General features: G+C 71.2%; 16 protein-coding genes and 2 pseudogenes. 5 read left to right on the forward strand and 13 right to left on the reverse strand.

Annotated features, from left to right (window positions below):
• Positions 1–55: 55 nt before the first annotated feature.
• Both STRTUCAR8_RS00165 and STRTUCAR8_RS00170 read right to left on the reverse strand, forming a co-directional pair.
• Positions 56–259, reverse strand: coding sequence for a cold-shock protein (locus STRTUCAR8_RS00165; RefSeq protein WP_006373337.1), 204 nt, complete (start codon positions 257–259; stop codon positions 56–58).
• A 161-nt stretch (positions 260–420) separates the two neighbouring features.
• Positions 421–1,329, reverse strand: a complete 909-nt coding sequence (locus STRTUCAR8_RS00170) for a sugar kinase (protein ID WP_006373336.1) — start codon at positions 1,327–1,329, stop codon at positions 421–423.
• Here STRTUCAR8_RS00170 and STRTUCAR8_RS00175 point away from each other — a divergent pair.
• On the forward strand, positions 1,307–1,558 hold the full coding sequence (locus STRTUCAR8_RS00175; RefSeq protein ID WP_006373359.1) for an IclR family transcriptional regulator C-terminal domain-containing protein: 252 nt from the start codon (positions 1,307–1,309) through the stop codon (positions 1,556–1,558). The two genes, STRTUCAR8_RS00170 and STRTUCAR8_RS00175, sit on opposite strands and share 23 nt — an antisense overlap.
• 180 nt (positions 1,559–1,738) lie before the next feature.
• Here STRTUCAR8_RS00175 and STRTUCAR8_RS00180 read toward each other — a convergent pair whose 3' ends face one another.
• Positions 1,739–1,936 (reverse strand): hypothetical protein, encoded by a 198-nt coding sequence (locus STRTUCAR8_RS00180; protein ID WP_006373365.1) that lies wholly within the window; start codon positions 1,934–1,936, stop codon positions 1,739–1,741.
• 223 nt (positions 1,937–2,159) lie between these two features.
• Between STRTUCAR8_RS00180 and STRTUCAR8_RS00185 the strand changes: the two are divergent.
• Positions 2,160–2,855 (forward strand): annotated as a pseudogene (locus STRTUCAR8_RS00185) (DUF4142 domain-containing protein).
• A 10-nt stretch (positions 2,856–2,865) separates the two neighbouring features.
• Here the strand turns inward: STRTUCAR8_RS00185 and STRTUCAR8_RS00190 are convergent.
• Positions 2,866–4,557, reverse strand: a complete 1,692-nt coding sequence (locus STRTUCAR8_RS00190) for a glycoside hydrolase family 13 protein (RefSeq protein WP_006373350.1) — start codon at positions 4,555–4,557, stop codon at positions 2,866–2,868.
• A gap of 357 nt (positions 4,558–4,914) precedes the next feature.
• Here STRTUCAR8_RS00190 and STRTUCAR8_RS00195 point away from each other — a divergent pair, with 357 nt between their 5' ends.
• Positions 4,915–5,862 carry an LAETG motif-containing sortase-dependent surface protein gene (locus tag STRTUCAR8_RS00195; protein WP_006373338.1) on the forward strand — a complete coding sequence of 316 codons (948 nt, stop codon included), beginning with the start codon at positions 4,915–4,917 and terminating at the stop codon, positions 5,860–5,862.
• A gap of 106 nt (positions 5,863–5,968) precedes the next feature.
• On the opposite strand, the gene STRTUCAR8_RS00200 is transcribed toward STRTUCAR8_RS00195, so the two are convergent.
• The gene (locus tag STRTUCAR8_RS00200; RefSeq protein ID WP_044471372.1) at positions 5,969–6,919 is read right to left on the reverse strand and encodes a nucleoside hydrolase; all 951 of its coding nucleotides are present in this window, start codon (positions 6,917–6,919) and stop codon (positions 5,969–5,971) included.
• A 309-nt stretch (positions 6,920–7,228) separates the two neighbouring features.
• Positions 7,229–8,860, reverse strand: a pseudogene (locus STRTUCAR8_RS00205) (nuclease/transposase family protein).
• Positions 8,861–8,939: 79 nt separating this feature from the next.
• Here STRTUCAR8_RS00205 and STRTUCAR8_RS00210 point away from each other — a divergent pair.
• The gene (locus STRTUCAR8_RS00210; RefSeq protein WP_006373352.1) at positions 8,940–9,995 is read left to right on the forward strand and encodes a hypothetical protein; all 1,056 of its coding nucleotides are present in this window, start codon (positions 8,940–8,942) and stop codon (positions 9,993–9,995) included.
• A gap of 54 nt (positions 9,996–10,049) precedes the next feature.
• Here the strand turns inward: STRTUCAR8_RS00210 and STRTUCAR8_RS00215 are convergent, their stop codons facing one another.
• A complete protein-coding gene (locus STRTUCAR8_RS00215; RefSeq protein WP_006373332.1) occupies positions 10,050–10,772 on the reverse strand; it encodes a GAF and ANTAR domain-containing protein in 723 nt (240 codons plus the stop codon).
• Positions 10,773–11,049: 277 nt separating this feature from the next.
• Between STRTUCAR8_RS00215 and STRTUCAR8_RS00220 the strand changes: the two genes are divergently transcribed.
• Positions 11,050–11,685 carry a hypothetical protein gene (locus STRTUCAR8_RS00220; RefSeq protein WP_044471383.1) on the forward strand — a complete coding sequence of 212 codons (636 nt, stop codon included), beginning with the start codon at positions 11,050–11,052 and terminating at the stop codon, positions 11,683–11,685.
• Between the two features lie 102 nt (positions 11,686–11,787).
• On the opposite strand, the gene STRTUCAR8_RS00225 is transcribed toward STRTUCAR8_RS00220, so the two are convergent.
• From STRTUCAR8_RS00225 to STRTUCAR8_RS00250, 6 genes are all read right to left on the reverse strand, one after another.
• Positions 11,788–12,447, reverse strand: a complete 660-nt coding sequence (locus STRTUCAR8_RS00225; RefSeq protein WP_006373318.1) for a hypothetical protein — start codon at positions 12,445–12,447, stop codon at positions 11,788–11,790.
• Positions 12,444–13,067, reverse strand: coding sequence for an RNA polymerase sigma factor (locus STRTUCAR8_RS00230; protein WP_234372490.1), 624 nt, complete (start codon positions 13,065–13,067; stop codon positions 12,444–12,446). Before STRTUCAR8_RS00230 ends, STRTUCAR8_RS00225 begins: the two co-directional genes overlap by 4 nt.
• Positions 13,068–13,135: 68 nt before the next feature.
• A complete protein-coding gene (locus STRTUCAR8_RS00235) occupies positions 13,136–13,900 on the reverse strand; it encodes a TIGR03943 family putative permease subunit (RefSeq protein ID WP_006373320.1) in 765 nt (254 codons plus the stop codon).
• Positions 13,897–14,943 carry a permease gene (locus STRTUCAR8_RS00240; protein WP_006373329.1) on the reverse strand — a complete coding sequence of 349 codons (1,047 nt, stop codon included), beginning with the start codon at positions 14,941–14,943 and terminating at the stop codon, positions 13,897–13,899. The genes STRTUCAR8_RS00235 and STRTUCAR8_RS00240 overlap by 4 nt, the downstream gene beginning before the upstream one ends.
• A 103-nt stretch (positions 14,944–15,046) precedes the next feature.
• Positions 15,047–16,390, reverse strand: coding sequence for a helix-turn-helix domain-containing protein (locus tag STRTUCAR8_RS00245; RefSeq protein WP_044471374.1), 1,344 nt, complete (start codon positions 16,388–16,390; stop codon positions 15,047–15,049).
• A 315-nt stretch (positions 16,391–16,705) separates the two neighbouring features.
• Positions 16,706–17,365: a Uma2 family endonuclease gene (locus STRTUCAR8_RS00250; RefSeq protein ID WP_006373362.1), complete on the reverse strand. Its 660-nt coding sequence runs from the start codon at positions 17,363–17,365 to the stop codon at positions 16,706–16,708.
• Positions 17,366–17,477: the final 112 nt, after the last annotated feature.

Raw genomic sequence — 17,477 nt, forward strand, 5'->3', positions numbered from 1 at the left:
CGGCCACAATCACGTGGTTTGCCGGTCCACTAGTGGACCGCCAGGTTCACGCGGATCAGGCGGGGAGGATGTTCTCCGCCTGCGGGCCCTTCTGACCCTGCGTGACGTCGAACGTCACCTTCTGGCCCTCGTGGAGCTCACGGAAGCCCTGGGTGGCGATGTTCGAGTAGTGGGCGAAGACGTCGGCGCCGCCGCCGTCCTGCTCGATGAAGCCGAAGCCCTTTTCCGCGTTGAACCACTTCACGGTACCGGTGGCCATGTCAAATCTCCTTGGGGCATGCTCGGGGGCCCGCACCGTGCGGACCCCGCGTCGCCGCAATGATCGCCCCGCCGGAACTAACACCGGAAATCTTTGGGAACCACAACTGCAACTGAAAACTACGCTAGCACAGAACCTGGCCCCACGGACGTGCGGCAATGTCACACGTCCGGCGGGAATAGCCGCGCAAGCTCACCCAGGTCAGGGGCCATGGGGACGTCCTCGCGGGTGCCAAGGGTGAGCGCGGCCATCCGGTGCCCCAGTCGTAGCCCCGCCGTGGCGTCCCGATCTTCGAGGAGGGCGGCGAGGTATCCGGCTGCGAAGGCGTCGCCCGCGCCGACCCGCTCGACGACGCGGGAGACGGGGGTGGGTACGAAGGTCTCCGTGCCGTCCTCCCCGTACGACGTCGCTCCGTGTCCGGCGTCCTTGACGACCATCACGCGGGCCGGGCGCAGCAGGTCCCGGATCTCCTCGGGTTTGCCGGTGTCCCAGAGCGTCTCGGCCTCGTCGCGGCCGACGAAGACGATGTCCGCGGCGCGGGCCGGCTCCAGCAGGGCGGCGGGGGCCGCGTCGGCGGGGCGGTGGCGCCAGAGGGCGGGGCGGTGGTTGACGTCGAAGGAGAAGAGGGGGCCGGGTGCCGCCCGCCGGACGACGAGGGCGGTGAGCAGTTCGGCGCAACTGTCGGAGAGGGCGGCGGTGATGCCGGAGAGGTGCAGCAGCCGGGCCGAGGCCAGCAGGGGGAGGCGGGCCAGGCCGGGGCCCATGAGGGTGGCGGCGGAGTCGCGGCGGTAGTAGTAGGAGCGGGTGCCGTCGGCGGTGGGGTCCTTGAAGTAGACGCCGGTGGCCCGGTCGGGGTCGATCTCGGCGGCGGACACGTCGACGCCCCGGCCGGCGAGGTCGTCGAGGACGCGCCGCCCGAACGGGTCCGACCCGACCCGGCCCACCCAGGCCGCCCGCTGCCCGAGGGCCACGAGCCCACAGGCCACGTTGGACTCGGCCCCACCGACGCCCAGGGAGAGATACGTCTGTTGGTCGAGCGGCGCCGAAATGCACGAGGAACTGGCCCGCATCCGGGCCGACGGCTACGCCGTCGACGACGTCGAGAACGAGCAGGACATCCGCTGCGTGGCGGCCCCCGTGTACGACCACAAGGGCGAGGTCTCGATCGCCGTGAGCATCTCGGGCCCGGCGGCCCGCGTCACCCGCGACCGCCTCCCCGAACTGGGCGCGCTGCTGTCGGCGGCCACCGGGACGATCACGGAGAGCCTGGGCGGGGCGGTGCGAGCAGCGGAGGCGTGAGAGTACCGCGGGGCGGGGACCGGGGAGGGGCAGGATCTTCCCGGCCGGTGCTTCAGGGCGAGGCCCGGTGCGAGTCAGGTCGTGTTTCCCACCTGTCGACCGGTCTCGGGCCCACGGATCTCGGGCGGTTCGCCGGACGTCCTTGCGCCTCCCGGTGCAGGGAGCGGGGCGACAATCCCGTCAGGAACCGTCGTCCCCGGAGTCCTGCCCGCTCGAATTACGGCTGGAACGGGACGACTTGCGCAGCACCTCACCCGCCGTCAACGTCACCTGGGCCACCCCCCGCACCCAGCGCGGCCCGCCCCGCGACGCCCACACGACACACACGCATCCGCCGGCGACCAGCACGAGAATGCCGATCAGTACGAGTATCTCCACGTTCTTCCCCCGCTCCAGGGCCCTCGGTGTCCGGGCCCGCGACACCCGACATCCTGTCAGTTCATGACACCGACGGGATCCGGCTTCATGGCACACCTTTTGCGCAGGCCATACGGAGACGAAAGGTTCCGGCCGCCGCTCCTCGCCGTATAACTCCTCGACGACTCCCGTCGCTTCAGGAGGCAAGGTGCGATTCACCCGGAGATCGACCGGCACCCTTTTCGTGGGTGGCGCGCTGGGTCTGACCCTGGCCGCGCTCGCCTATCCCGCGATGCTCGGTGTCCAGACCGTGTCCAGTTCTCCCACCCGGATCATCGCGCAGACCTCGGCCGGCCCGTTGACGGAGGCCGATCGCGACTTCGTGGTGAAGGTGCGGGCGGCCGGGCTCTGGGAGTACCCGGTCGGGCAGATGGCGATCGCGAAGGGGACCTCACCCGCGGTCATCACCGCCGGGCAGCATCTCGTCTCCGGGCACGCGGCGCTCGACGCGACAGTGCGGCGGATCGCTCCGCAGCTCGGGATCACCATTCCCAACCTGCCCAGTCCGCAGCAGCAGGGGTTCATCGCCACGCTGACCGGTGACAGCAAGGGAACGCAGTTCGACAGCGACTTCGCCAACATCCTGCGCATCACCCACGGGTCGATCTTCAACACCGTCGCCAAGATCCGGTCGACCACCGAGAACACCCTGGTCCGCGCCCTCGCCGATCAGGCCAACGTCACCGTCTCGACCACATCACGGTCATGGAGAAGACGGGGCTCGTCAATTCAACACGGTGCTCTTCCAGGAGACCACCCCGCCGAAGCTGCCCGCTCAGACGTCACCCCGCCCGTCCCCGTGCCGGGCGCCCCGACCGTCGTCCTCACCCCGCCGCCGGACGTCGCCGGTTATCCGGCGCCCAGTCCCACGGCGGGATGAGCGCGGTCGACTAGAACAGATCCTGGCGGCCGCCGAGCCAGACCGTGGTGTCCGGGCCCAGCCGGCCGTCCGGCTCCAGTGGCGCGCTGCTCAACAGGACGTCCCCGGGCGGTAGTTCGACCGGCGTCGCCGTCAGGTTCGTCACGCAGCGCCAGTCGTCCGTGCGAGTCAGGTCGAGGACACCGGGGGCCGATTCCGCGGCCCAGGTCAGGGCCTCGCCGTCCAGCAGACGGCGGCGCAGGGCGAGGGCCGTGCGGTACAGCTCCAGGGTCGAGCCCTCGGCCCCGTCCTGTGCCTCGACGGCGTACGACGCGAAGACCGGCGGCTGCGGCAGCCAGGCGCCGCCCGCGCCGAACCCGTACGACGGGCCGGTCGTCGTCCACGGCAGCGGCACCCGGCAGCCGTCGCGGCCCTTGCTCGTGTGCGCCGTCTGTTCCCAGATCGGGTCCTGGAGGGCCGCGGCGGGCAGGTCGGCCACCTCGGGGAGGCCCAGTTCCTCGCCCTGGTAGACGTACGACGAACCCGGCAGCGCCAGCATCAGCAGCGTCGCCGCCCGGGCCCGGCGCAGGGCGGCGGCCTCGTCGACCGGCGGGGCGGCGCCGTCCGACAGGAGCCAGGCGTTCAGGTCGGTGCCCGCCGGGAGCGCGAGGCGGGAGGCGTGGCGTACGACGTCGTGGTTGGAGAGGACCCAGGTGGCCGAGGCGCCCGCCGAGCGGGCCGTGGCGAGGGAGTCCGTGATGACCCGGCGCAGTTCCTCGGCGTCCCAACCCGCCTGCAGGTACTCGAAGTTGAAGGCCTGGCCGAGTTCGTCCGGGCGGGCGTACAGGGCGCGGCGGGCGCCCGGGACCCAGGCCTCGGCGACCGCCATGCGGGGCGGGCTGTAGGCGTCGAGGATCTTGCGCCAGTCGCGGTAGATCTCGTGGACCTCGTCGCGGTCGAAGAAGGGGTGGGTGCCGGGCGGGAGAGCGGCGAGGGCCTGCTCGCCGCTCAGTTCCGGGGCGCCGAGATCCCGTAGCGGCATGTCGAGGTCCTTGGCGAGGGCATGGGCGACGTCGATGCGGAAGCCGTCCACACCCCGGTCGGACCAGAAGCGGAGCGTGGTGCGGAAGTCGGCGCGGATCTCCTCGTTGGCCCAGTTGAGGTCGGGCTGTTCGGGTGTGAAGAGGTGCAGGTACCACTGGCCGTCGGGCGCCTGGTCCCCGGTCACCCGCTGCCATGCGCTGCCGCCGAACACGGACTGCCAGTCGGTGGGCGGCAGCTCGCCGTGCTCACCGCGCCCGTCCCGGAAGACGTAGCGGTCGCGGGCCGGGGAGCCGGGCGCCGAGCGCAGTGCCTCCTCGAACCACACATGCCGCCGGGAGGTGTGGTTGGGGACGATGTCGACCATCACCTTGAGGGCGAGACGGTGCGCCTCGGTGACCATCGCGTCGAAGTCGTCGAGGGTGCCGAGCCGGGGGTCGACGTCACGGTAGTCGGCGACGTCGTAGCCGCCGTCGGCCAGTTCGGAGGGGTAGAAGGGGGAGAGCCAGAGGGCGTCCACGCCCAGCGCGCTCAGATGCGTCAGACGCTGGGTGACGCCCTTCAGGTCGCCCAGTCCGTCGCCGTCGGCGTCGGCGAAGCTGCGCGGGTACACCTGGTAGAAGACGGCCTGACGCCACCAGTCGGGGTCCCGGGAGGAAAGGTCAAGAGTCGGTTCGGGCACTCGTCGTCTCCTAGCTGTGGCTCTTCTCCGACGGACCTCCAGCGGATCCCCGACGGAGATCCGGCGGAGATCCGTCGGACGACAAACCCAAACTGTCCACTTCGCCGGGAACGTGAACCCACGCGCCCCCGGAACACACCCTTCCTTGTGTGGCGAAATGGTGATTAAGCGCGAACATCCTTTGCATTCCACCAAGTTGACACCCCGGTCCGCACGATTCACGATGTGCAAACGCTGTGGCGCATGTGACCAATGGGCCTGGCGTTCCTTCGACCACACTCCCCCGGTACTGCCCGGCAGCAACGCGCTGCCCTCCCGCCGTACCCGGGTTCTCGCACACGCGAAGATGGGATCCGCATGTCCATACTGAGTCGTGTCACCGCCCTCCACCTCCTGGGAACGGGCGCGGCCACACTCGCCCTCTGCGCGGCCTCCGCCTCGGGGGCCTGGGCCACCGGCACGCCCGGCGGTGACGGCTGGGGCTCCAAGACCGGCGGCTACAAGCCCGGCGCCGGCGCGGGCACGAAGACCGAGACCGACCGCTGCCAGTTCTCCCTCGACGGGAAGAACTTCTTCGACTCGGTCCGCGTCGACGACCAGAACCTCAAGCCCACCGAGGACGGCAAGATCCACGTCCAGGTGCGCACCGCCGGTGACGCCAGCACCTGCACCGCCTCCCTCGCCTCCTACATCGCCCACGGTCCCACCTTCGCCACCTCCGGCCTCCAGGTGTTCGTCGACTTCGACACCGTCACGGTCATGCAGGGCCAGACCGACTCGCTCGACATCGCGGTGCCGGACGCGGGCTGCTTCGCGCAGATCGACCTCTACCGCGGCAAGGTCAAGTTCGACGGCGACCTCGACGCCAACGACGGCTTCGAGCACGGCGACCTGCCCAAGGGTCCGGACCGCCCGGTCATCAAGGACAAGCTGATCGCCGCCTGGAACGGCGGTACGAAGGACTGCACGACCACGCCTCCGCCGGCCGAGGAGACCCCGGGCACCCCGACCCCGACGCCTCCGGTCGAGGAGACCCCCGGTACGCCGACTCCCTCCGAGCCGGTGTCCGAGACGACCCCGCCCGCCTCCGAGACGCCGTCGACCCCGACGCCGTCCGAGTCGTCCCCGGAGTCCACCCCGCCGGCCACGCCGGCCAGCCCGGACAGCAGCCAGCCCCCGCTGGCCGAGACCGGCGGCGGCAGCGCCACCGGCCCGATCGCGGGCGGCGCCGCGGCGCTGCTGATCGGCGGCGCGGCGATCGTGATGGCGACGAAGCGACGCAAGGCTGGTCGCGCCGGTTCGTGATCACCCCTACAGGCACGCGTGCCTGTAGACCCGTAGGCCCGTAGGTGTACGTCCGCCCCGGTGTCGCTCCTCGCGAGCGGTACCGGGGCGGCGTCGTTTCCCATGCCTAGCGGATCTCCACCGTCTTCAGATACAGCTCCACGTACCGGTCCACGTCGATGTCCAGCGCCACGTCCACCAGCGGTCGCGCACGGACGCCGTGGTGGATCTCGGACTCGCCGGGGCGCGGTCTGCGGTCGACGATCGTCTGTCCCCGGGCCGGGCCTGGGGCGAGGGAGACCTCGACCGGCAGCAGGCTGGTGGTCAGCCCGGCCGGGTCGGCGACGGCGCAGACGGCGCCCGCGTCGCCGAGGCCGCCGGTGGGCGTGGGGTCACCGGTGACGGCCGGGTCGCGGTGGGCGAGCAGCTCACCGGCGAGCCGCGCCCCCGGTTCCGCGCTCCCGCGCAGCCGCTGGACATCGGCCCACGGCACGACGACGCGCCGGAAGACGTCCAGGCCGTACATCGTGATCGGCACCCCGGCGGTGAGGAGCACGGCGGCGGCCTCCGGGTCGTGCCACACGTTGAACTCGGCGACGGGAGTGGCGTTCCCGACCTCCACCGCGCCGCCCATGAAGACGATCCGCTCGATGTTGGCCGTCACCTCGGGGTGCGTACGCAGGAGCAGGGCGATGTTGGTGAGCGGGGCCATCGGAATCAGCGTGACCGGGCGCTGCGAGCCGAGGATCTCGCGGCGCAGCAGGGTCACCGCGTCCACGTCGACGGGCCTGCGGGTGGTGGGCGCGGTCAGGCCGAGGTCGCCCAGGCCGTCCCGTCCGTGCACATGGGCGGCGGGCCGCGCGGGCTCGATCAACGGCCGCTCGGCCCCGCGCGCGACGGGCACATCGGGGGCGCCGGCCTGGTCGAGGACGGTGAGGGTGTTGCGTACGACCTGGTCGACGTCCGTGTTCCCGGCGACACAGGTGACGGCGCGGAGGTCGATTCCCGGGTGCCGTACGGCGAACAGCAGGGCCAGGGCGTCGTCGACGCCGGTGTCGCAGTCGATGATGACGGGCACGGGGAGATCTGCACTCCCTTGCGCGGCAAGGGCATGGGGCTCGGTGTGGGTGTGGGTCGTGGGTTCCGCAGTCGTCACGGTGAGGGCTCCTTTCCCGGCTGCACAGGTTCGCAGAGTTCGGGCCGTTCGCCGCCTCGTTCCGCGCCCCCGGAAGATCGTCGTCGCCATGGGCGGACAGCGCCTGGGCCGCCGGACTCCGCAACCCGGCCATCCGCTCACCCGTACGGCCCGGCTCACTGGCGGTACCGCGCGCGCAATGGTGCCGTCGGGGGGAGACCTGATGTACCGGCACCTCTGGAGGAACCGTTGCTAAAGACTGAGCGGGAGTGAGTCCTGTTGCCAGATCTCATGCTCGGCCGAACGCCCCGGACGGTGTTGGGCGTTCTGGTTGCCCGCGTTCGCTCCGCGTCCGGGCGGCACGGATCGTGTCCGTGGTCCGGGAATGCGGGGGCGGGTTCCCTCACGCCCAGGAACACCTGGTCCGGCCTGGACGGTCCGATGCCCCACCGCATCACTCCGGTGCTGTGGGGGCGGTGTCGTCCGTCGCAGGATCGGGTGTCCCTGGGCGCGCCTTCCGATCGCCACGGCAGCAGCATCATGGCGAGTCGTCTTACGGGTGGTCGTGGTGAGGGGTTTCTGCCAGTGCTGGGCACCCCACCGGCTGGTGTAGGCGGGGTCGACGGCGATGACCGCGATACCCGTCTGGTCGGCCATCGAGGCCAGCCGGGCACGCAGTTTCCCGGTGGGCATGCCGGAGATCAACTGCCGGAAGCGCTTCCTGCGCCCGTGCTTCTCCCGGGTCTTCTCCGCCGTGAAGTCCAGATCCTCGACCGCGATCGCCTTCACACCACACGTGCGGGCCCAGTACAGGAGACCGGTGAGGGCGTGGCGGACCTGCGCGTCCCGATGCTCGGCGGTACCGGACAGGTCGTAGAAGAAACGGCGCGGGCTGCCGGTCGGGTTGCCATGGGTGTCGAGGCGCCAGGCGGCGAGGTGATCGGCGTTCATGTCGACACCGATCACGCCGTGGGCGAGCGCGGCCTCCATCGGCACGGTCGGGGTGGGCGGGATCTGCCAGGACGCGGTCAGGTACCAGCGGTCCCGGCCGGTATCCAGGTGGATGCGGTAGGCGATCGCCCGGTTCGCCGCGACACGGTCCGCCCACTCGCCGCCCCGGTGCGCGAACGTGACCCGGCAGGCCAGGACGTACCGGCCGCGCGGGGCGTTGGCCAGATGTGCGAGCGGCGCGGGGAGTTTGATGCTCACCTCGCCGTCGGGGCTGATATGGATCGTCTCGTTGCCGTAGCGCTTGCCGGACTCCCCGTCCGCCTGACAGAACCAGCGCTCCGCCTCCCAATCCGTGCGCCACTCCTCCTCGGCGAGCTGGGCGGTGTCCAGGTGGTGTCGGCTGCGGGCCAGTCGCTTGCCGCCGCGCACGACGTGCACGACTCCGGCCTCGCGGTCGGCGCGGGCAGCGGCCAGCCGGTCTTCCAACACACGCAGCCGCCGGGACTTCGCATGCCACTCCCGCCGCGACCGGTAGCCGCCCGGGGCGTGTTTCATTCCCTTCTGCCCGATCGGCAGCGACAGCCGGTGCCCGATGATGCGGACGCCCGCTTCCAGAGTCTGGAGGTGGGCCAGCTGGCTGCGGCGGGCCAGCGCCCACTGATCGTGCGTGCCCTTGGTGATACTGCCCGCCCACCGCGACGACGAGAACGGCGTCAACTCCCGCTTACGCACCGCCCACGCCTCACCGGAATGCTCCAGGCCATTCCGACAGCGGGCGTTGAGGTCCTTCGAAGCCAGCGACCCCAGATGCGCGCCGACCAGGCGCAGCACCTGGTCATCGTCCGGAGTCAGGTCCTTGAGGCGGGTTCGGACTGCCACGCCACTCGGACCGGACACGACGAACGGCGCCGCCATACTCCTCAGCTCAGCCATCCCGCCACCCCCGCCCAAAACCCACCCGCCGATCCCGTCGATATGGGAACGAGCACCACTCGCAAAGGTCACGCATTCGATGAAAGAACGTCAGTTCCCCACTTCATTCGCGGTACGTCTGCTCGCCTCGGCCCTCGGAATGGGCACCCTCCTGACGATGGCCGCGTGCACGCACGACGGGTCCCACGCCGGGGGCGGCACGGGACTCAGGCAGGCCAGAGCCGCCGCCTCGCCCACCCCCGCGCAGCACGCCTCCGCCTCCCCGACCGCCCCGCAGGCCCTCACCGACGCCCAGGCCCGGGGCGCCCTTCTCACCGACGCCGACCTCGGGGCGCCGTGGACTCCCAGCGAGGGCGCCGCGCTCTGGCGGGACGCGCTGCTCAAGGCGACGGCTGACAACGCCGACTGCGGACGTCTCCTCGACGCCGTGTACACGGAGGAACTGGTGGGCGAACCGGCCGGCGCCCGTGCCGTCGCCGGGTTCGACGACTACGACGAGGGCTCCCAGCTCCGCTACCAGGTCAGCGCCGCCCACCGCGCCGACGTCGACGAGCGGCTCGCCTGGCTGAGGACGATGCCGCAGAAATGCGCCCGCTTCACGGCGGTCGGCCCGCGCGGCGCCCGCCAGGAGGTGCGGGTGAAGGAGGTCCGGCTGCCCGATGCGGGGGACGCCAGGCAGGGGCTGCGGCTGTCGACGAGGGGCGAACTGGACGGCGCCCCGGCCACGCTCACCCTGGATCTCGCCGCCGTACGGGTCGGCGACGACGCGATCGTCCTCACCAACGGCGGCCTGGCGGAGCCCCGCACGAAGTACACGGCCCGCGCCCTCCAGGTCGGCGCCGAACGCCTGAAGCAGACCAGGAAGGACACCCCGGTCCCGCCACAGACACCGGTGCGGGACGAGAGCCAGAGCCCCGGTCCCAGCCAGAGTCCGACGCCGACGCCGAGCCAGAGCCCGACGCGGGGGCCGGTCCAGCCCGCGCCCCGGCCTCAGCCCCAGGAGCGGCAGAGCGAGGGCAACGGGCAGGGACAGGACTCGGGGCAGGCACAGGAGCAGGAGCAGGAGCAGGAGCAGGGCCAGAATCAGGATCTGGATCTGGACCAGGGGCAGGAGACGGACGAGGACCTGTACTGACCCGCGCCGCGGACGCCGACGCCCCCCCACCTCGCCCCACACCACCCCTGCGGCCTACCCCCTGTCGAGCCGCCTCCGTCGTCCCACCACCTCCCGCGCCACCGCGAGCACCGTGCGGCCGTGGGAGTAGGCGTGCGCGCGAAGACGCGCCAAGGCCTCGCCGGCGTCGACGCCGAGCTGGACCATGATCATCCCGGTGGCCTGGTGGATCTCGTCATGGTCCGCGACCAGGCCGCCCAACCGGGCCGTCCTGAACAGGTCCGTCAGCGACACCGTCACGATCCTCGCCACACGACCGGCCGTCCCCAGCTCGCCGGGTGTCAGCTCCCCGACGGTGTCGCGGTAGAGGTCCAGCGTGCCCACGCAGATCCGGCCACTGCCGAGGGGCAGCGCGTACACCGCGCACACGCCCAGTTTGCTCGCCTCCTGGGCGAAGACCGGCCAGCGGCGCACGTCCCGGCCGGACGTCAGATCGGACGCGAGCACGGGAACGCCGGAGGAACCGGCACGCTGGCAGGGCCCGTCGCCCAAGGTCGCCTGTATCTCGGCCAGTTGGGCAGCCCGCGCGTCGGTCTCGGTCAGCCGTACGGGCACGCCGTCGGCGCGCAGGGACACACTCGCGCCGGTCACCGGCAGCAGTTCGACGGCGACATCACACAGGCGCCGGGGAATGTCGCCGGGTCGGGAGCCCCGTACCCGCTCGACGATCGCGTCAGCCGTCCGCCCAAGATGCCGGTCATGCCCGTCGTGCCGACCGTCCCCGAACCGCACGGTCATCGCCTCCCGTCGCCCTTCGAGTCCGTCAGGCGTCCCGGGTACCCACGGCAGCTTCTTTACGCATGCACACGCTGTTGTAAATGGATCACCCTCCATCCCGCAGGGGGTGGGAAGGGGCGGCGGGGTGTACGTAACACCACCCCACATCGGCCGCTCAGGCCCAGGGACGAAGCGCGCCGCGACCGGCACGATCCCTTACATGAACGAGACGACGAAGACACAGCAGTCAACCCAGCAGACCGCGCGGCAGACCACGGGCACGCCCCACGCGACCGGCATGAGCGAGCGGACCGCGCGTCGCCTGACCGGCGTCGCGGGTATCGCCACCGCCGTCGCCCTGATCGTCGAAGTGCCCCTGTACTTCGTCTACTCGGGCCCACCCCCGGACGCGAACGTCCTGGCCCGCCTCCTGGTCGGGATCATCGCGCTGGCGTTCCTGATCGTCTTCGTGACGAGCTTCCGCGAACTGGTGAGGAGGGTGAACCCGGCCTACGAGTGGGCGGCCTCGCTGGCCTACTCGACGGGCCTCGTCTACGCGACGATCACCCTGGTCTCCATGGGCCTGGAAGCCGGCGCGGTGATCGCCACCGACCACTCGATCGACCCGACGATCGAGGTGAACGGCACCTACATCCTCTACGGCTCGATCAGCCGCCTCCTGCTCGCTCTCTTCCTGGCGGCGACCGGATACACGATCGCCCGCACGAACCTCCTCCCCCGCTGGACCACCCGCTCGGCGTACGTCCTGGCAGGCATCAACCTGGCCTTCGTACCGTCCCTGTTCTTCGGCAACACCCCGGCCCACTTCTACGCGGCGAACGGCTGGGGCACGACAGCCCTGATGGGCGCGATCCTCAGCTACTGGCTGCTCGCCCTGGGTATCTCGACATACCGCAGCGGCGCGAAGCGCTGAGACTGGGGTTCTTGGACTGAGACTCCCTCAACTGCCTTGCCCCGTAAGGACATCGCGGCGCCCGCCTCCCTGGCAGGGCGCCGCGGCACGTACGGGCGTGCGTCAGTTCGCAGGGGCCCCGAAAGCCTGCTGGAACATGGTCCTCGTCTCGGCCGTGGCCACGCTCGTGCCGCCGCAGATCGGGACGGCGCCGTCGTCCGCGGTCACCAGGTACTGGGTGCCGACCTCGAAGATCGTGGCCTCCGCGTTTCCCTCGTCGCTGGTGAGGCGGACCTCGTCGGGGCGGTCGGCGGTGCCGGTGGTGGCGCGGTACCAGTGGTCGACCGTCAGATCGACGCGGTCGCCGCGCTTGGCGGTCACGGTGCCCTCGAAGGCGAGTTGGTGGCTGAGCAGGAACTGCAGCGTGGGTGCCGCGCACTTGGCCGAACCGCTGTCCGCCAGCGTGAGCGTCAGGGGCTGGGACCGGGTCCGGGGCGCGGCCGTCACCGTCCCTGAGCCGGTCGTGTCCCTCGTCGCGTCTCCGCCGTTCGCGGCGACGCCCCAGGTGACACCGCCTCCCACCACCAGCAGTGCGGCGAACGCCAGCGCCGGGACGAGCCGGCGGCGCGGCCCTGCGCCCGCCGTGCTCGTACGCGTGTCCGTAGATGCGGTGTCGGTGTTCATCGTGGCCTCCACAAGACGGGTGACGTCGGGTCGCGGAGCCTTCGAGGTCAGTGCCGGGTCCGTGGCCTTCAGGTGGGCCAGCAACTCGTCGTCGTTCATCGACTGCTCCTTCCGGGTCCGTTTCCGGTACCGGTTCCTTGTCCTTCGTCCGTCTCATGTCCGGGGTGCGGGCGGGTCTTTCGCTCCAGCTGGACCGCCAGTCTCTTCTTCGCCCGGTGCAGCCTGATGCTCACGGCGTTCGCGCTCAGACCGGTCACCTCGGCGATCCGGCTCGGTGTCAGTTCCTCGTACGCCCACAGGAGGACCACCTCCCGGTCCAGCGCGCGGAGTTGGGCGAGCGCCGCGTGCAGAGCGGTGTGGTCGGCGTCCCCCGTCTCCACCGTCTCCCGCGCCGTGCCCGCCGCCGTCCACGTCAGGCGTTCCAGGAGGGAGCGTCTACGCCGGTCCGCGCGGCGGGCGTTGGCCAGGCAGCCGCGGGCCACGCCGTAGCACCAGGGCAGTACGGCGTCGGAGTCGGGGACGCGCCCCGACGCCTCCAGACCCGGTACGTCCTCGATACGGCGCCACAGCACCAGCAGAGTCTCCGAGAGGACGTCGTCGACCTGGTCGGGCTCCGCGCGCCGCAGCAGATAGCGGTGCAACGGCTCCGTCACGACGTGCGCCAGCGCCTCGAAGCGGGCCCGCTGATCCCGGGTGGCCCTCTGTTCCGTCTCCGTCATGGATTCCACGACCTGCCTTGTCCGGCACCCGTGGAATCCTTTCACCACGGCTCAGTCCCGCGCCGCGGTCATCGTTTCTCGTACGGATTCGACGGCTCCGCGACCGTCCGTACCGACCCCGCGTCCAGCACCGGTGGCCAGGCCGCGTCCGAGCCCAGCTTCCCCTTGGGCACCCAGGTTCCGGTGACCGTGACCCAGGTGTCCGTCACCGGGGCGTCGGCGTCGCGTATCTCGACCTTGCCCGTCGAGGCGTCGGCCGCGCAGCAGGAGACGAGGAGGCGGGTGACGTACCAGGTGCCGTCGTCCCCGTGGGTGACGAAGCCGGTCAGCCGGACGGTACGGCCCTTCAGGGACCGCCCGCTGTCGAAGATCGCGCGTGAACCGAACTCGCCGACCGTCAGCTCCAGCGGATCCCCGGCGGGCAGCGCGGGGAACGTACCCACGCCCTGCGCGGCCCGCTGAGCCGCCTCGCGGTCGGCGCTGTACGAGCCCAGGGCGGGCGGCGGGAAGAGGAGCAGCGCGAGGGCGGGAAGCGTGAGCAGCCAGGCGACCCGGGGGCCGTGTCCATGCCGGTGACCATGACCGTCGTGATCCCGGCCGTCATCGTCACCGTCGTGCTCGTCGTGTGCGTCGCGCTCGGGATCCTCCGTCTCGCCCCGCCCCCGTGCCACGGCGGCCACCACCCCCAGCACCACCAGCGCCACCCCGGACACCACCAGGTACGGCCGCAGCCCCTCCTGCACGTATCGCAGATACAGCTCGCTGAACAGCGAGATCCGCAGCACCGCGCCGCCCGTCAGCAGCAACAGCACGGCACCCCCGTACCGCCTCACCACAACCACCACCCGACGACGACACTGCTGCTCACCGCGACCACCCACGTCACCGACGAGAACCGGACGGCGAAGGACCGGCCGAAGGTGCCCGCCTGGAGGGCGATCAGCTTCAGGTCGACCATCGGGCCGACCACCATGAAGGCGAGCCGGGCCGTGGGGGAGAAGCCGCTCAGGGAGGCCGCCACGAAGGCGTCGGCCTCGCTGCACACGCACAGGACGACGGCCAGTACGGCGAGCAGCAGCACGGCGAGCCACGCCGAGCCGGTGAACACGTCGAGCACGGACCTCGGGACGACGATGTTGAAGGTCGCCGCGGCCCCCGCGCCCAGTACGAGGAAGCCGCCCGCGTGCAGGAAGTCGTGCTGGAGGCCGGCCGAGAACCCGCGCCAGCCGGAGGGCTCGGAGGCCGACGACCCGCCCACCGGTGTGGGCTTCCGCAGCCACTCGTCCCGCCCGAACCTCGCCCACAGCCAGCCCATGACCACCGCCGTGACCAGGGAGGCCACCAGCCGCCCGAGCACCATCCTCGGCTGCCCGGGGAACGCGATCGACGTCGCGACCAGCACCACGGGGTTGATCGCCGGCGCGGAGAGCAGGAACGCGAGCGCGGCGGCCGGGGCGACCCCGCGCCGCATCAGGCTCCCCGCCACCGGCACGGACGCGCACTCGCAGCCGGGCAGGACGACCCCGGCAGCGCCCGCGATCGGCACGGCGAGCGCCTGGTTGCGCGGCAGCAGCCGGGTGAACACCCGCTCCGGTACGAACGCCCCGATCGCCGCCGACACCACCGTGCCCAGCAGCAGGAAGGGCACTCCCTGCACCACGACCGCCGTGAACACCGTCCACCAGGCGGCCACGGGGGGCGTGTAGAGGTCGAGGGCGAGGGTCGGCCCGAGTACGGAGGCGACGGTCGCGATGGCGAGCAGCGCGGCGCCGCCCACGACGGCGTACACGAACGCGCGGACGGCGAACCGCAGCCCGTCGGCGACGCTCCACCCGCCGCCGGACTCCCCGTACCCTCCGCCGTGCTCGCCGTTCACGCGCTCGTACCGTCCCGGTCGAAGACCCACATAGCCAGATGCCCAAATGCTCACAGTTCCGGCCGAAGGCTAACCGCCCGCGCTGTGCGCTGCCCCCGATCGGTCAAAGAGGAGGCTGTGCGGGCGCCGGGCCCAGGGTCGTGGTGCCGGGGGCCGTACGATGCCCCAGCCCTGTCCGGTACGCGTCGAGCGCCGCCTCCACCCGGCCCGTCCGGCGCAGCAGATCGCCGAGCAGCCGGCACAGGTCGGCGAGGTCTCCGGCGGCGCCCGCGCGCTCCAGGACGCTGAGGGCGCGGACGTAGTGCTCCTCCGCCCGGTCCGTGTCGCGGGCGTCCTCGGCGATGATGCCGAGCAGCCGGTGGGCGGCGGCCGAGTGCACGGCGCCGCGCTCCGACGACAGGTCCCCGAGTACGTCGTGCAGCAGCGCCGCCGCCTCGTCGGACTTGCCGCGCCGATGCAGTACGTCGGCCAGCTCGACCGTGACCTGACTGCTGTAGAGGGCGGCGCGCTTGGCGGACAGCATGGCGTGCGCCTCCCGCAACTCGGCTTCGGCGCGGGCGAGTTCGCCCTGCTGGGCGTAGAGATACCCGCGCATCCAGTGGCAGTTGGCCAGCTCCGTACGGATCTGCAGCTGCCGGTACAGCTCGGCGGCCTTCGCCAGCGAGGCGTCGGCCTCCGCGTACCGTCCCTCGGCGAGCATCGTCCGGGCCACCTGTCGGTGCATACGGGCGATGAGCGCCGGATCGCGCACCTGCGGCGCGAGCGCGAGGGCCAGTTCGGCGGCCTGGGCCGCGCGCGCGTGGGCGCCCATGTCCATGTAGGGGGCGATGGAGCTGGCGTAGAGGGGGAGGAGAGCGTCCGGGTCGTGCAGACCGCTGCGGTTCAGCTCGTCGATCGTCGACTCCAGAAGGTATACGGAGTAACGGAGTTCACCGGCGAGATAGTGCGCGACGGCCCGTCCGCGCAGAGCGGGGACCCGGCCGGTGAGGGGCTCGTCGGCCAGACACCGTTCGGCCTGCTCGAAGTACTCCTGGGCGGCGCCGAGATCCCCGGTCTCCACTCCGCACTCGCCGAGCCCGAGCAGTGCGGCGGCCTCCTCCGCGAGGAGCCCGAGCCGCGCGGCCTCCTCCCTCAGCTCCCGGTACTGCTTGGCCGCCGCCTCGGTCTCGCCGGTGGCGAGGGTGCGCTGGGCGTCGGTGAGCCGGAGTCGGACGTCCGTGGCCAGATGGGCCGGACGCCCGGTCACGATCTCCTCGTACGCCACCCCGAGCCGCTCGGCGATGTGCCGCAGCGCCTCGTCGGAGGCCCGCACACGTCCGGCCTCCAGGGTGGAGATGTAGGCGGGTGTGTAGGCGGGCTCCGCCAACTGCCTCTGTGTCAGCCCCTGCTCGATACGCAGCCGCTGCACCCTGCGCCCGATGACTTCCGGGTCGTCGCGCTCCACCATCGCCAACTCCCCTGCGCCCACTTGCCGTTGAGGTCCGTCAAGCTCTACGTTAAGCCACGGGTTAAGCGTGCTTAATACGTCGCTGTCATTGCAGGGTTGCGAGGTTGCCGTGTTCTCACACGCCAGAGCGATCTGCGCGGCGATCGTCGCCGCCGCCACACTCATCCTCGCCGCGAACGCGGGCCCGGCCCGGGCGGCGGAGCCACACCGGACGGGGCCCGTGCACGAAGCGGAGTGGGCGCAGGGTCGGCCCGGGTAGGGAAGCGTCGGTTCCGGCCCGTCAGAACGGCTCCGGCACTACTTTCAATCGACTACTCAGAACTCAGCCGTGTCCAGCTCGAACCCCAGGGGCGCGGGCAGGGGCACGGTCAGGCCCAGCTTGTGCTTCAGGCTCTTGGCGTAGTCGTCGCCGGACGGCTCGGAGTACACCAGCACCTCGCCCTCCTCCCGGTCGATCAGCAGATAGACGGGGATGTCGGCACGGGCATAGCCGAGGATCTTCTTGTCACGGTCGCGTGCGGCGGTCGAGGTCGAGGTGACCTCGGCGACCAGAAGCACGGAGGCCGTACCGTGCCACTCCTCCTCGTCGTCGAAGCTGCCCTTGGGAGCGACGACAAGGTCGGGGATGACATGTCCGGTCTCGGAGGCTCCGGGAACATTCAGGCCGATGCCGGTGTAGCGGCCCAGCCCCTTGTCATGGTCCCGGACCTGCCCGCTGAGCTCCGACACGATTTCCTCGTGCTCCCCATTCGCCGGTGGCACCACGTAGATCTCCCCTTCGACCAGCTCCACACGCCAGCCCTCAGGGGCAGCCGTACTGAACAGCTCGAAGGCCTGCTCGACGCTCGCGCCGCCCAGGTACTCACGCATGCGTGCCTCGTAGCGCTCGCCGTCGGGATCATCAGGATCGTCGTACGGGCCGTGAATGGCCTCGCCCTGGTAACCCGGCATGATGATCGGCTCCGCCGTCGCCATGTCAGACCTCCTTCGCTCAGCGCGACAGTCCCAGAGTAGACCGGCGGCCCGAATACGGAATCCGGAGCCATTCACTCGAACGAGCGTGCTGTTACGTTTCCGCAGGCCGCCC

Origin of the sequence: Streptomyces turgidiscabies Car8, from assembly GCF_000331005.1 — a bacterium.
In the GTDB taxonomy this organism is placed as follows: Bacteria; Actinomycetota; Actinomycetes; order Streptomycetales; family Streptomycetaceae; genus Streptomyces; species Streptomyces turgidiscabies.